The sequence below is a fragment of the Antarcticibacterium arcticum genome, from assembly GCF_007993795.1.
Taxonomy (GTDB): Bacteria; Bacteroidota; Bacteroidia; order Flavobacteriales; family Flavobacteriaceae; genus Gillisia; species Gillisia arctica.
Genome location: NZ_CP042476.1, coordinates 463,797 through 479,635, shown reverse-complemented (window position 1 = coordinate 479,635; position 15,839 = coordinate 463,797). Strand labels below are relative to the sequence as shown.

The window sequence follows — 15,839 nt, the reverse complement described above, 5'->3', positions numbered from 1 at the left end:
ATTTTAATGGAGGTTGTTTGGTTTCAAATCAAACAACCTCTTTTATTTTTAAATTCCAGGTATTAGGTTTCGCTTAAATTTAACATTCTTGCTTTGAGAAGTGGCTATCTTTGAGTATAAACCCGGTAGCTTGAGATCATTCTTACGAAAATTTCTAAAAATTCTTTTATGGGTATTGGGGGGCATCATAACAATTTTGTTGCTCCTCCTTCTGCTTATCCAAATCCCGGCCGTTCAAAATTTCCTTAAAGACGAAGCAGTTTCCTTTATTCAAAATAAAATTGAAACCCCTGTGAGAATTGATAATCTCGAAATAGGCTTCCCAAAAAAAATTATCCTTACGGGGTTCTACTTTGAAGATCAAAACCGGGATACCCTTGCAGCCGGTGAAAGGCTTGCAGTAAATATTGATTTTTATAAATTGTTAAGCAGCTCTGTTCAAATAAGTTCTATAGAACTGGAAGGAGCAGTAGCAAATATCTCCCGTGACAAGGATTCAATATTTAATTTTGATTATATCCTCGAAGCGTTTGCTACCACCACCCCCAAAGATACCACCGCAGCCATGGAAATTTCCATAGGCACCGTTGATCTTAAAAAGGTGAATTTCACCTGGAGTGATGCCATTATTGAAACCCAGATTGCGGCCAAGGTGGAAAATCTGAATGCCCAAATAGGAATATTTGATCCCGACAAGCTTATATATGAGATCAGGGAATTGGATGTTGATGGGATAAGGCTAAGAATGGACCAGGGAATTGTGCAAAAACCCACAATCGCGCAAAGTGGAACTGGTGGAGAAGAGTCCCCCCTCCCCGATCTTAGATTAGGGGATATAGATGTGAAAAGAGCCCAGATCACCTATAATAATGAGGAATTAAATTTAAATTCCACTTTTGACGTAGTGGAATTGATCGCCAGGGTTAATGAACTGCAATTGGAGCAGGAATATGTTGATTTTGAATTTATTGAGTTAAACGGATTAACAGGAAATATACTAATGGACCAGGCGGAATCACCTTCTCCCGCTTCAAATGATTCTATTACCCAAACCCCACCCGACTGGAAAGTGAAATTAGGCAAGGCGAACCTTAAGGACCTTGCCGTAAAGTTTAGAGACGAAAATTCGCCGGTTATTGCCAATGGAATGAATTTTATGGATATGGACCTTACCAACCTTAATTTGGAGGCCAGGGATCTTTATTACCGGCTTGATTCAATTTCAGGAAAAGTAAATTCCCTTACAGTACGCGATAAGAGCGGTCTCGAGGTTCAATCCTTTACTACGGAATTTTTATATTCAGAAAATTCGGCTTATTTAAAAAACCTTTATTTCCAAACCCCGAACACCATTTTGCAAAACCGGATTGAGGCAGAATACGCCTCCATTGAATCATTGGAAAATGACCTTGGAGAGGTATTTATAGATGCCAATCTTGAAAATAGTAAACTGGCCTTTAGTGATGTTTTACTTTTGGCGCCTGAGTTGCGAGATACCAATCCGTTTCAAAGTAACCCCAATGCAATTGTAAACATTCATGGAAAAGTTACGGGAAAGATAAAAGACCTTAACATCTCAAACTTTGAAGCCGATGGAATTGGTGCTACTTCCATTGCAATAAGCGGTAATATCAAAGGCCTTCCCGATGTGGAAAATGCTTATTACAACCTCAACATCCGCCAATTCCGTACCACCTCCCGTGACCTTGAATTATTTCTTCCGCCGGGAACTATTCCCGATAGCATAACCCTGCCGGAGCGTTTTAATTTAAACGGAAATTTTAGCGGGACAGCTTCCAACTTCAAAACAAAAATGAACCTGAACAGCAGTTCCGGAAATGCCGTGGTAGATGCCAGTATTGATATGCGAAGAAAAGGGGCCGAGGTTTACAACGCAGATGTTATCCTCAATGATTTTGACCTGGGAAGGTTGATCCAGAATGATTCTATTGGTTCTCTTACCCTTAATATAAAAACCAACGGGACAGGTTTTGATCCAGCCACTGCCAACACGAAGGCCTCCGGAACTATTCAAAAAGCTGAATATAACAGTTATTTATACAGGGATATAAAATTCGATGGTTCCATGCAAAATGGAGAACTTAGTGCAAATGCCATCATGGAAGATCCCAATCTGGATTTCGACCTGAACATTAACGGAAATTTTTCCGGAGAATATCCTTCCCTAAAGGCCACCGCAAATCTTAAAAATGTTGCCCTGGACTCTCTTAATCTATTTACATCACCTTTAAAATTTCAGGGGAAAATTACCGCCGACCTTCAAACCGCAGATCCTGATCATTTAAACGGGGAGATCCTTTTAACCGATTTTATTGCTGCAAATGCTACACAAAGTTTTCCGCTGGATACTATTTCAATTATATCCTATGCCGGTTCACCCCAGGATAGTCTTATTTTAAAGTCTCAGCTTGTTAACGCAAAAATAAAAGGAGATTATCAACTTACTAAAATAGGCCCTTCCCTTGCCAACACCATTTCAAAATACTACAATCTCTCCTCTACCCCTTACGCAGTAAGTGATACTGCTGTAATTGATCCGCAGCAGTTGAGTTTTAATATAAGAATAGAAGATGATCCTATTTTTAATCAATTGATCCCTCAAATGGATTTTATGGAACCCATTACTATAACAGGGAGATATAACAGTATCAATGACAGTATTCTTATAAATGGAAACATTACCCGAATGCGATATCTGGATTATAAAATAGTGAATACAGCAATAAATATCGAAAATAATGATGATGCCCTAAGCTATGAAATAGATATTGATGATGTTACCAGCCCACAGGTGCAATTGTTTCATACTAACCTGGCGGGAGAAATAAAAGATAATTCTATTTCCTACCGCCTCCGGATAGACGATTCCAAAGGAGACGCTCATTACAGGATTGCAGGGCTTATGGAAACAGAGGAAACCTCGAACAGGTTCACCTTAGAGATTGATAATCTTATGCTGAATTATGACACCTGGGTAATCCCTGATGACAACAGTATAACAATTACGCCAACCGGGGTGCAGGCTACGAATTTCAATTTGAGCCATAACAATAATGCAATCAGGATCAATTCCCAATCACCAGATCCCGCCTCTCCAATGGAAATTGAATTTGATAATTTCCAAATTGAGACCATAAGCGCAATGATCTCTAAAGACACTTTAATTGCCGGGGGAACAATTAACGGGGATATTGTGCTGAACAATCTTTTTACTACTCCCGAATTTACCTCAGAACTTACGGTGGAAAATTTCAGTTTTAAAAGGGATACAGTGGGTGATCTTCGAATTCAGGTAGATAATTTAACCACCAATACCCTGCAGGCAAAAATTGATATAACCGGAAACGGAAATGATGTTGAACTTGCAGGGCTTTACAGCACAGATTCCGGAAATCTGGATTTTGATCTTGACCTTCGCCAATTAAATATAAAAAGCATTCAGGGATTTTCCTATGGCAATATAACCGAAGGGAGCGGTCATTTATCGGGAGATCTCAGGCTGGAAGGAACAATGGGAGAACCGGCAATTATTGGAGATTTGAAATTCAATGATGTAGCCTTCCGTGTATCACCATTAAACAGCTATTTCCAGTCCATTAATGATAATATAAATTTCACCCGGGAAGGAATTCAATTAAATAATTTTACCATTCAGGATGATGAGAAGAATGAATTGGTAATTAACGGGTCGTTAAATACCACTAATTATCTGGATTATGGATTTGGATTAACCGTGCATGCAGATAATTTCCGGGCGATGAACTCTACTGCACAGGATAATGATTTTTATTACGGAGTCCTGGTATTGGATACCCGTTTAAATGTAGGAGGAAACCTTGACCAACCAGTTGTAAACGGAAGTATCAATATTAAGGAAGGAACAGACCTTACCGTAGTTTTACCCCAGGAAGATCCCACGATTGCCGACAGGGAGGGTGTGGTAGAGTTTGTAGATGAACGCAGCCTGAGATTGGCGGCAATGGAAGAAATGAAAGAAACTTTTAACACCTCCCCCTTACAGGGAATGGATGTTTCAGTGAATATTGATGTTAATGACGAAGCCAAATTGACCCTTATAATTGATGAAGGAAATGGGGATTATTTAAATTTACAGGGGGATGCACAACTTACGGCTGGCATAGACCCTTCGGGAAAAACAACTCTGGTTGGAAGATATGAGTTCTCAAAAGGCGCTTATGAAATGTCATTTAATTTTATACGCCGTAGATTCGAGATCCAGGAAGGGAGCTACATTTTATGGACTGGGGAGCCTACTACGGCAGACATAAATATTACGGCCATATATGAAACTGATGCCCCTCCCATTGATCTTCTTGGTAACCAGCTTGCAAATCTTTCTCCGGGAGTAAGGAACACCTACAAACAGGAATTGCCTTTTGAAACCCTGCTTCAAATGAAGGGGGACTTAATGGAACCCATACTCACATTTGATATTAGATTACCGGAAAGAAATTACAATGTTTCTACAGATATCATTAATAACACCAAGGTGAAACTTGCCCAGATCCGGCAGCAACCATCTGAGTTAAATAAACAGGTTTTTGCCTTGCTGCTGCTCAATAGATTTATAGGAGAAAATCCTTTTTCGAGTGAAGGCGGAGGTTCGAGTGCCGAGTCGCTGGCTCGTCAAAGTGTGAGTAAGATCCTCTCCCAACAGCTTAATGATCTGGCCGGAGATCTTATAGCAGGAGTTGAATTGAACTTTGACCTTGATTCTACTGAAGACTATACCACAGGACAGCGGGAACAACGTACAGACCTAAATGTAGGTTTATCAAGACGCCTTTTAAATGACAGGTTAAAAGTTACCATAGGCAGTAGTTTTGGCCTGGAAGGACCACAGCAAACCAATCAGCAGGCCAATAATATTGCAGGTGATATAGCCCTGGATTATCAATTATCCAAAGATGGCAGGTATATGTTGAGAGCTTACAGGAAAAACCAATATCAGGTGGCCCTGCAAGGACAGGTTATTGAAACCGGTGTTGGTTTCATTATCACCATGGATTACAATTATTTTATGGAAATTTTTGGTAAGAACGTAGATAAATAAAATGAGATCATTGCACTTTAAATATTATTATCTGTTTATCAATTTGGCACTTGTTATGGCACTCTCGGGGTGCAGCAACACCAAATACCTGAACGAGGGGGAATTGCTTTATGTAGGAGGTGATATTGAAGTAAACGGGGCAGAGACCTCCCGGGGAGACAGAAAACGGATTGCAGAAAATATGGAAACCTTATTAAGGCCTAAGCCCAATACCAGTTTTTTAGGCCTTCGTCCTAAATTATATTTTTACAACATAGCCGGTGATTCTGTTGGAACCAAAGGTTTCAGGCATTGGTTAAAATATAAAATGGGTGAACCGCCGGTGTTGTTCTCACAAGTTGACCTGGATTATAACGCAGAGCTTATTAAAGGTTATGCTGAAAATAAAGGATATTTCAATGCCAGTTCAAGTGCAGACTCAACTGCAAAAAACAAAAAAGCCACTGCAGAATATACAGTAGAATTAGGTAGCCCGTATATATATAAAGAGGTGGATTTTCCAAAAGATTCTATACCAGTTACGGCTGCCATTGCAAACACCCGGGAAAAATCACTGCTTAAAGTTGGGGAGCCGTATGACCTTGATGTAATTAAGGCAGAACGGGTAAGAATAGATGCCAATTTAAAAGAAACAGGCTATTACTATTTTAATCCGGATTACCTCCTGGCCAAGGTAGATAGTACAGCAGGAGAAAAAGAAGTCTCCCTTAAAATGGTGCTTAAGGAGGAAACACCTGTTGAAGCAAAAGAAACTTACAGGATCAATAATATCTACATTTTTCCCGATTATTCCCTTGCTGAAGATTCCCTTATTCCCTCACCTCCCGTAGGAAATAAATTCGGCGATTATACCATTGTAGATCCTAAAGAGAAATTTAAACCCAAAATGTTTGAAAGGACCCTGCTTTTTGAAAAAGGGGAATTGTATAACAGAACAGATCATAATAAATCTATAAACCGGCTGGTAAATTTGGGCACATTTAAATTTGTCAAAAACCAGTTTAAAGTGTCAGATTCTGCCACCAACTTGCTCGACACCTATTATTACCTTACACCCCTTCCCAAAAAATCAATAAGGCTGGAATTGTTGGGAAAAACAAATTCGGCAAATTATGCCGGATCAGAAATTAATTTAAGCTGGACAAACCGTAATGCCTTTAAAGGAGCTGAAGAGTTAAGGATCTCGGCCCATGGAGGATTTGAAGTACAGGTAGCAGGGTTGAATCAAGGCTACAATATTTACCGCATAGGAACCGAGGCTACCTTAACATGGCCCAGGTTAATAACTCCTTTTCAAACCCCCTCGAACAGTGCATTTGTTCCTCGTACCAGGGCAACACTGGCGTATGAATTCCAGGCCCGTACAAAACTTTATTCCCTTAATTCCTTCAATACCTCTTTTGGTTATTTGTGGAAAGAAAATCTTAGAAAGGAACATAGGTTAAATGTAATGGACATAACTTTTGTAAACCCATTTAATGTAACCGAACTGTACGAAGAACAAATAGCCCTTAACCCCAATTTGGGAAGAATTATTGAAGAGCAGCTTATTTTTGGCCCTACATACACTTTTACATATACCAATACCATGGCGACAGCCAAAACCCATACCTTTTATTTCCAGGGAGGATTGGACCTTGCGGGTAATATTACCGGTTTGCTCACGGGAGCAAATATAGATTCAGGAGATCCGGTAACTATTTTTGATGTACCATTTAGCCAATATGTAAAGGCCGAAACAGATTTCCGGCATTATATGAAACTTAACAGAGGTCTGGACCTGGCAAGCAGGATCATTATTGGTGCAGGGCTCCCATATGGGAATTCACGGGAATTACCTTTTGTAAAACAATTTTTTGTGGGAGGAAGTAATAGTTTAAGGGCCTTCAGGGCGCGTTCTGTGGGGCCGGGAACATATAATATAGAAGTAGAAGCCTCTTCCTTTTTACCGGATCAATCGGGAGATTTAAAACTTGAATTGAATACTGAACTAAGGGCCGATCTTTTTAGTATTGTGGAAGGAGCTTTGTTTGTTGATGCGGGGAATATTTGGTTAATGAATGAAGATCCAAATAAACCGGGTGCCGAATTTTCAAAGGATTTTATAAAAGAACTGGCTGTGGGAGCCGGGATAGGTTTGCGATTTGATCTTCAATTCCTCATACTAAGGACAGACCTGGCATTTCCACTAAGATTACCACATTTACCAAAAGGACAACGTTGGGTGTTTGATCAAATTGATTTTGGGAATAGCAGCTGGAGACAGCAAAACTTCATCTTTAACCTTGCAATAGGATATCCGTTCTAAAAGAAAACAATACTAATTTAATAAATTAAAAATGGGGCCAAAAGGCCCCATTAAAATACCGGGAAATTCCGGAAAAATCCGGAAATCATATATTTTTATTGTACTTCTACAGCAGCTTCTTCAGTAATGGTATCTTCCATTACTTCAACAGGAGCTTCTTCGATTACTTCAACAGGAGCTTCTTCAGTTTCTGTTTCCATAACTTCTAATTCTTCAGTTTGTTCAACTGTAGTTTCTTTACAAGAAGAAAAGCTAAAAATTAGTGCAATAGCTGCAAAAGTTAAAATTGATTTTTTCATTTTAATAAAAATTATTGTTTGATTATTGGCACAAATGTATGTGATTTTAATTTACATAAAACATAGGAGCAAAAATATTTTTTATCTCTTCAAAGCCTCGTAAATACAGGGGTTGTATTTAAAACCCTGTTCCAATCAATTTTATAAGGAACATAAAATCTTCTAAAAAACAACATATTCAACCTTAAACCTTAATTAATTGATAACCAAGCCTGAAGGTTAAGAAGTAATTATAATTACAAATGTTTTTTTTCAATTTTCAGCTAAAATTTCATATCTTAATATACCATTGGGGAATCCCATCTAAACAAGGTAATTATGGCTACTACTACTCACCATCGCCGCTCTGCAAACGAAAAAAATATTGATGAACTGCATGCAGACACGCATTATTGGGATGAAAAATTTCATTTCCATTCAGAAGAAGTAAGCTTTTTAAAATCCCTGTTAACTGCTCCGGTTTTTAAAGGTAATATTCCCAATATGTATGAAAAACTCCAGGAATTCTATAATGAGTTGATCGATTTAAAAGAGGAAAAAATGGAACTTCATGAGGCTATGCGCAATCATAAGAATGATCTAAATGGCATGATGGAATGTGAAGATATAAGCTGTGAAACATTTTATCACTCCCAGCACCAGAAACTGGCCTACCGCATTCAAGAACACCTTGATAAATTCAAGCAATTGAAACTGGAAATATACAGGTTCTCCACCCCCCTGCTCAAGGCAGATAATCCGGAAAACCTGTCATAGTTTCAGGATTAAGACATATCTGCAGGAATGTCAATCAAATTAAAATACACATTAATTATCTTTCCCGCCTTTAAAAAAATTATTCAGGAATTCTTAAGTAATTTTTGAGTTACCCCTTCCTTATGTTAACAATAGTAACGGTTGGGAAAATCCCTTTTATCTTCCAATTACTTTTTAAACTATTTGAAAAGCCCGTATTTCACACTTATTTACCAAAAAAAATAAAATTATTTTTTTCGCTCCGGGAGATTGCATGGTCTTTGCGCCTTTAAAGGAAATTAAAAACACCAAAATGAGATTACTTGTAATTGGAGCCGGAAATATGGGGCTCACCTATTCTGAAGGAATGGCGAACTCCCCCTTATTAAGCCGGCATAAATTAATGTTGTATGATAAATCTCCTGAGCTACTTGTCTCTCTGAGTAAAATAGAGCACTTTGATGTGTATGATAAAATCGAGGATTGTCTTCCCAAAGCAGATGTTGTCTTTCTGGCGATTAAACCTTATCACTGTGAAAGCCTCTTTGAAGAAATAAAATTATTGGTTAACAAAGATCAGATCTTCGTATCTATTATGGCCGGGGTAACTATTAATAAAATCCAGCAGGGACTGGAGATCAAAAAAGTTATAAGGGCGATGCCAAATTTACCCGCACAGGTAGGTAAAGGGGTCACCTCTTATACAGGGGCCAAAGAAGTATCACGGGTAGAGCTTTTGATGATACGAAGCTTATTGGATACCACCGGGGAATCTATACGTGTTGAAAATGAAAACTATATAGATGCTTCCACAGGTATTTCCGGGAGTGGTCCTGCCTATGTATTCTACTTTATGCAGTCTATGTTAGAAGCCGCTTTAAAAATGGGCTTTTCTCCTAATGATTCAAAAGTTTTGGTAAGTAAAACCTTTGAAGGTGCAGTGGAGTTATTTAACCAAAGTGACCTTTCTCCTGAAACCTGGATGGATCGTGTGGCATCAAAAGGTGGAACTACCCGGGCTGCATTGGATTCAATGGAGGACAATAATGTAAAAGAACTTATTAAAGATGCTGCCTATGCTGCTTTTGACAGGGCAGTGGAATTAGGTAAACAATAAACCAGCGATATATTAAAATTATGGAAGCAAAAAGAATTGTAGTTAAGGTTGGAACCAATGTGATGACCAACAAAGACAACAGAATTCTGGGACCCGTTTTAAAAAACCTGGTGGAGCAAATTTTCACTTTATATGAACAGGATATACTGGTAGTATTGGTTTCCTCCGGCTCGGCAATTGCCGGGAAGGAGATCCTTGGTGAAATTAATATAAAAGACCCTTCTAAAAGAAGACAGGTATATTCCTCTGTGGGGCAACCCCGAATGATGAGACATTATTATAGCCTTTTTCATGATTATGGAATGCGATGTGCCCAGGTACTCGCCACAAAAAGAGATTTTAGTCCGGGACTACACCGTGAAAATATGACCAATTGTTATGAATCCTTACTTTCTGAAGGTATAATACCTATTGCAAATGAAGATGATGCGGTATCTGTTACCATGTCCATGTTTTCTGATAATGATGAACTGGCGAGTTTGGTAGCCGAACTAATTAATGCAGATTCCCTGATAATTCTTAGCGATACAGATGGATTATTCACCGGGCACCCTGAAGATGAAGAATCTGAAAAACTCAATAAAGTAAGTATCAATGAGAATGTTGAAAAATATGTACAGGAATCTGGCAAAGGAGAAGGACAAGGGCGGGGTGGTATGAAATCCAAAATTAAGATAGCAAAAAGTACCGCGGCAAAAAATATCCCTACTTATATCGCAAACGGGAAAAGACCCAATGTGATCCTGGATATAGTTTCCGGTAAAAAAGTAGGCACCAAATTTATTGCTTAGAAGTGGTTGTTAGTCGTTAGTGGCTAAATGAAAAAATAAGATTGAAAATAAAATAAAGAATAAGGAAAGATGAAGTTGATTGATACAAATACAAAGAATAATGTGCTTAGATCCATGATGCAAATCCTGGATAGAAGAAGAGATGAGATAATTAAGGCCAATAAAGAAGATCTTCAGGTTTTTGGTGAAACCGGGGGTGCGATGTATGACCGGTTGATCGTTGATGAAAAGAAAGTAGACGGGATGATCCAGTCTGTTAAAGAAGTAATGGAGCAGGAAGACCCTGTGGGAAAGGTGCTCTCTAACCGGGTACTGGATAGCGGATTGGACATTACCAATAAGACTGCGCCTTTTGGAACTATTATGATCATATACGAATCCCGGCCAGATGTGACTGTTGAAGCTGCCGTACTGGCGTTTAAAGCCAACAATAAGATCTACCTGAAAGGCGGGAAAGAAGCCAACTACAGCAACAAAATTTTAGTAGATTGCTGGCATATGGCTCTTCAGGAAAATGACCTGGATACTTCCTGGATTGAATTACTTGAATTGAACAGAGAAGAAACCCAGGAATTTTTGAAGAATCCGCCGGAGAAACTCGATCTAATTGTTCCCCGTGGAGGAGAAAGACTTATCGCCTTTGTAAAACAACACGCTACAGGAGCGGTTCTGGTAAGTGGTAGGGGAAACAATTTCTTGTATGTCTCTAAAAATGCAGATGTTGAAACAGCTAAAAGGGTAATATTAAATGCAAAAACCGATAAAATCTCCGGTTGTAATGCGCTGGATAAAGTGCTTGTCGATAAAAACCTTCCAGATTATGAAGTACATTTAAAAGAGATTGGAAAACTGATGAAAGAAAATCAGGTAGAGGTACTGGCAGATGAGGAAACTTCCAGGGTTTTAGAGGATGCGACAAAAATTCCCGGGGAGGATACCTGGTACGAGGAGTTTCTGGCTATGAAAATTGTAATTGGAGGTGTGGGTAATCTTGAAGAAGCAATAGAGAGGATCAACCATTATTCAGGGGGACATTCTGCTGCAATAATTACTACTGAAAAAGAGGAAGCCAAGAATTTTATGGAACAGGTGGACAGTGCTGCTGTTTATCACAATGCCTCAACCAGATTTACAGATGGGGGACAAATGGGTGTGGGAGCTGAACTGGCAATAAGTACAGATAAGCTTCACCACCGCGGGCCACTTGGCTTAAAACAATTGGTCACCAATAAATATTACGTGTTTGGCAAAGGACATATTAGAGAGTAAGACATAAAAATTTTGCAATAAAAAAGGGAACCAATCGGTTCCCTTTTTTATTGCTTTTTGAAAGCCTAATATTTAATTATTTTTAAAGGTTCACTTTCAAACCCTGCTCCCTGAATTTTAACAAGGTAGATACCGGGAATTGTGTTTCCGAGGTTAAGAGGAAAGAAAGTTTGGCCTTCCTCCAGGAATACCTTTTGCTCCAGGATCCTCATCCCGGTTAAATTGAATACCTGGATACTGGCATTTGCTTTTACGGCACTTGTAACTCTTATAAGCGTTTCTCCCTGAGTAGGATTAGGGGAAGCTAGGGTTTCTTCCACAACAATTACATCATTCTCACAGGATCCCAATTGTGCCCCATTCTTTAGTAAAGCAGGTACAGCTTCGGGCGCCACACACACAGATTTTCCGTTAAAACATAGGACTACTTTATCCGTTTTATTTCCACTTCCACAGGACAAATTTTCAACATTTACGGTCACCTCAGCAGTAGAAGTACATCCGGCAGCATCCCTTACCTCCAGGGTATAGGTAGAAACTTCCGTAGTACAAACAGAAATGGTCTCTGTAGTCTCGCCTGTACTCCACAGGTATGTAAAAGCGCCGGTACCACCGCTGACCTCAGTAGCAGATAACGTCACGCAGTTTGAGCCATAGCCTGTGTAAACCAGAAGATCTGCCGGCATTGTCAAAGTAATAGCTTCTGCATCTTCTACAGTAACTTCTGTAGTTATAGTATTCTTCAGGTAATCTGTAACTGTAACACTATATTTTCCTGCAGCAAGACCGGTTGCTGTCTGTCCTACCTGCCCGTCACTCCATTCGTAAGTGTAAGGCTGGATGCCGCCCTGTGGTGTGACGGTGGCAGCTCCTGTACTGGTCCCGGTACAGGTTGTGGTCGTTGTTTCTATTCCGGCTATTGCTAATTCTTCCCACTGCAGTCTTACGGATACCGGAAGGTGATCTGAAGTGGTATAACTATAATCGGCATTGTAAAGTTCATAATGTACACGTGCAGAACCTGTTATGTATTTTGCCTCCAGTTCATTGGTCACCATAATATGATCTATCATATCATTGTAATCACCCACTACATAAGAACGGAACCCAAGGTCACTCAACACGGAGGTTAGAACATTGTAATTTTCAGGATCTGAGGTATAGGCTGCAAATGTTGAAACCGTTGTGCTTACATTGGCTACAGTGAAATCTACGTCATCATTATAATCTCCAAGGATCATCACCTTGTCATTAGGATAATAAAGATCCAGAGAATCCTTAAGTACCTCAACGTCATATTTTCTCATATCATATCTCCCCTGAGCACCGGTGCTTCCATTTGCACGGGCGTGAAGAGCAACAAATTTCATCGGCTGAGTGGTACCCTCAATGGTAACATCGGCCTCCATTAAAAATGGCAATCTTCCACTGGCATAGAATCTGTCCGCGCTTTCAGGATAATCTGAAAGTAAGGAACCGTCTCCATCATAAAAAGGATGAACAGAGGTGAACATTGGTCTGCTATTGGTAACAGCGACACTTGATGTTTTGAAAATAAACCCAACTTTTTGTCCCCCGGGAGTGTCAGGATAAGAGGTAGCATCAGAGAGGAGATAATCGTAACCATCCATCTCGCCAACCATTTGCCCGAACAGCACATCATCTGAAATTTCATTTACCGCAATAATATCTGCATCTAATTCAAGAAGAACTGCTTTCACGGCTTCTTTCTGGATCTCGTCAGAATTTTCTTTTCCTGCGGAAGGTGCATTTTTTTCATCTCCAAACCATTCAATATTCCAGGTTACCGCGTCAAAAGTAACTTCTTTTGAAATTTCAGATCCCGGAAAGCTTGGGTCGTAATCCTCAGCACAGGGCAGATCTTCTGCATTTCGGGGTAGCAATTGATTGATGAGGTTATACCTTCCTACTACTCCAATTACCTCTGCACAAACATCCGGCTGAAGTTTTCCTACAAGTGAAGATACATCACTGTCAATACGTAACTCACCGGTTGCGTCTCCACCATCAGTCACCTTATAATTTGCATTTCCGAAGAAAAGTTGGCCGGGGTTTGGAAAGTTTACATCAATGATCTTTACCAGTTGGCCTCTATAATTTTCCATTTCAGAAATAGATATTTCCTTCGGTTCAATTGGTTCATTGGCTATTCCAAGATATTCAACCGACTCCAGATCTGAGATTTGAATGGAACCATTAAAAACTGCTGTGGTGCCGGATACCTTAAGGCTATCACCTATTTTGTACAAACCGGCTTCTGTTACCAGGTTACCAAAAATAGCGATACCCCCGGTGTGATCCTGGATATAGGCGGTATTTCCTAAATGATCACTTACTGTAAGCGTACCTTCAACAGTTAATTTTGTACCTGCCTCTGCAGCTCTTGCAGCTGCAATGCTACCCGGTTCAGCCGGCACTTCAGGCTCAGGCTCTACAACTACCCCACCAAATGATTGATTGGTATTTACAGCTCCAAAAGTATTAGTTTGCGCCTCCTGCCAGGTAAAATCTTCATAATTAAAACCAACACCACCCAACTGCAGGGAAAATCCGGCTGTAACCCCGTTTTCTGTAACTCCAATATCGGTACTTTCCATTCCTGCAGCAGGACCATTAGTAGCTGTAAAAGTGCCTTCATAGCTTAGAAACTGAATAACTTCTTCCCCTTTAACAAGAGCAAGACCATCAGGAGATCCATTTTGTATACCCACATGATAGAACTCTTTTGTTCCATATCCTGCTTGTTGATTAGGCAATACACCATTAAGGGGTATAGTGGCATAAGATCCTCCACCACTTCCATTGTATAGTATAATGCTATAAGCCGCCAGATCTAAGCCTGCCGTGCCGGCTACTTCGAATCCTTCTCCGGAATCTGTACTATAAGTGTCATAATGAAGCTCATTGATAAAAAGAACCGGCTCCGGGGAAAGGAATATTTGATTATTATTAACTTCTCCACTGGTATTCTGAGCTTCCGGGGCCCAGGTGAAATCCTCGTAAGAACTTCCTTCACCCGTTAACTGAAGGGAAAAACCTATTGGAGTATTAGTATTTTGTTTCACACCAATATCTGTACTTTCCAATCCCACTGCAGGACCGTCTGTAGGAACAAAGGTCCCTCCATAACTTAAAAACTGAACCACGGCACCATCCGGATCTATTAGCGCAATTCCATCAGGATCCCCATTTTGAATACCTGCAATTGGAAAGAAAACGGTTCCAAAACCATTTTGCTTGTTAGGGATTATTCCTTCAAGCGTGGTTGATGGGCTATAGAGTTTAAGTTGTGAAGCAGAACCGTTGTATAAGAGAATTTTATAACCTGAAAGATCTGTTCCCGCAGTTCCGGCTATTTCTACGCCCTCATTCACATCGGAGCCGGCATTATCATAATGGATCTCGTTAATAAAAACCACATCTACCGCAGGTGCAGGAGGAAGTTCCGGCTCCGGTTCCGGTTCCGGCTCAGGCTCGGGTTGAACCGGATCTCCTCCAAAGCTCTGGTTATTATTTACAGTTCCAAAAGTATTCTGTGCTTCCGCCTGCCAGGTGAATTGTGAATAATCCTGGCCCACTCCTCCAAGTTGCAGCGAATAACCACTTGGCGTATTAGCTCCTTCTTCTAAACCTACATCTGTACTTGTCATCCCTTCAGCAGGACCGTTGGTAGCAGTCATTACCCCCTCATAACTCAGGAATTGAACCACTTCATTTCCTTTTACCAGGGCAAAACCATCTGGTGCCCCGTTTTGAAGGCCGTTAACCGCAAAATTGAGAACACTGGTACCAAATCCATTTTGCTGGTCCGGAATAGTACCAGATAATTGAAAGGTGCCATAAGAACTGTTATTGCCTCCATTATATAGCACAATACTATATTCTGAAAGATCTGTTCCGGCCGGTCCAGCAATTTCAATCGCTTCACCTTCATCTGTACCGGCATTATCATAATGGAATTCATTGATAAAGACAGATTGAGAAAAAATTACATTCGTGAAAAAGAAGAAGGCCACAATAAAGCCCCTTTGAAGTAGTTTTTGTTTCATAGGTAGGAATATTTTTACAGCCGCAAGAAAAGGTTTTTTTATATAAGAGGCCTTATCTATTTATTAACTAAGTATTAACAAATCTTACCTGCATTCAAATTCCGGTAAATTTTCAGAAATACAACCCAAAACAGTAACTTTCGCATTTCTTAAGC

Annotated in this window: 8 protein-coding genes; 6 read left to right on the top strand and 2 right to left on the bottom strand. The window is 39.9% G+C overall.

Features of this window, described 5'->3' with window-relative positions; genetic code table 11:
• The first annotated feature begins 130 nt into the window (after positions 1–130).
• Together FK178_RS02030 and tamL are read left to right on the top strand one after the other, a co-directional pair.
• Positions 131–5,095 (top strand): translocation/assembly module TamB domain-containing protein, encoded by a 4,965-nt coding sequence (locus tag FK178_RS02030; protein ID WP_146830502.1) that lies wholly within the window; start codon positions 131–133, stop codon positions 5,093–5,095.
• Between the two features lies 1 nt (position 5,096).
• Positions 5,097–7,403 (top strand): translocation and assembly module lipoprotein TamL, encoded by a 2,307-nt coding sequence (gene tamL, locus FK178_RS02025; protein WP_146830500.1) that lies wholly within the window; start codon positions 5,097–5,099, stop codon positions 7,401–7,403.
• 95 nt (positions 7,404–7,498) lie between these two features.
• Here the strand turns inward: tamL and FK178_RS02020 are convergent, their stop codons facing one another.
• Positions 7,499–7,702 carry a hypothetical protein gene (locus FK178_RS02020; protein WP_146830497.1) on the bottom strand — a complete coding sequence of 68 codons (204 nt, stop codon included), beginning with the start codon at positions 7,700–7,702 and terminating at the stop codon, positions 7,499–7,501.
• Positions 7,703–8,020: 318 nt separating this feature from the next.
• On the opposite strand from FK178_RS02020, the gene FK178_RS02015 reads away from it, so the two are divergent.
• The 4 genes from FK178_RS02015 to FK178_RS02000 all read left to right on the top strand — a co-directional run bounded on the left by FK178_RS02015 (position 8,021) and on the right by FK178_RS02000 (position 11,614).
• On the top strand, positions 8,021–8,458 hold the full coding sequence (locus FK178_RS02015) for a hypothetical protein (RefSeq protein ID WP_146830495.1): 438 nt from the start codon (positions 8,021–8,023) through the stop codon (positions 8,456–8,458).
• Positions 8,459–8,750: 292 nt separating this feature from the next.
• Positions 8,751–9,554, top strand: a complete 804-nt coding sequence (gene proC / locus FK178_RS02010; protein WP_146830493.1) for a pyrroline-5-carboxylate reductase — start codon at positions 8,751–8,753, stop codon at positions 9,552–9,554.
• A 20-nt stretch (positions 9,555–9,574) separates the two neighbouring features.
• Positions 9,575–10,345: a glutamate 5-kinase gene (gene proB, locus FK178_RS02005; RefSeq protein WP_146830491.1), complete on the top strand. Its 771-nt coding sequence runs from the start codon at positions 9,575–9,577 to the stop codon at positions 10,343–10,345.
• Positions 10,346–10,414: 69 nt separating this feature from the next.
• Positions 10,415–11,614 carry a glutamate-5-semialdehyde dehydrogenase gene (locus FK178_RS02000; protein WP_146830489.1) on the top strand — a complete coding sequence of 400 codons (1,200 nt, stop codon included), beginning with the start codon at positions 10,415–10,417 and terminating at the stop codon, positions 11,612–11,614.
• A 65-nt stretch (positions 11,615–11,679) separates the two neighbouring features.
• Here FK178_RS02000 and FK178_RS01995 read toward each other — a convergent pair whose 3' ends face one another.
• Positions 11,680–15,684, bottom strand: coding sequence for a DUF5689 domain-containing protein (locus FK178_RS01995; RefSeq protein WP_146830487.1), 4,005 nt, complete (start codon positions 15,682–15,684; stop codon positions 11,680–11,682).
• Between the last annotated feature and the right edge of the window lie 155 nt (positions 15,685–15,839).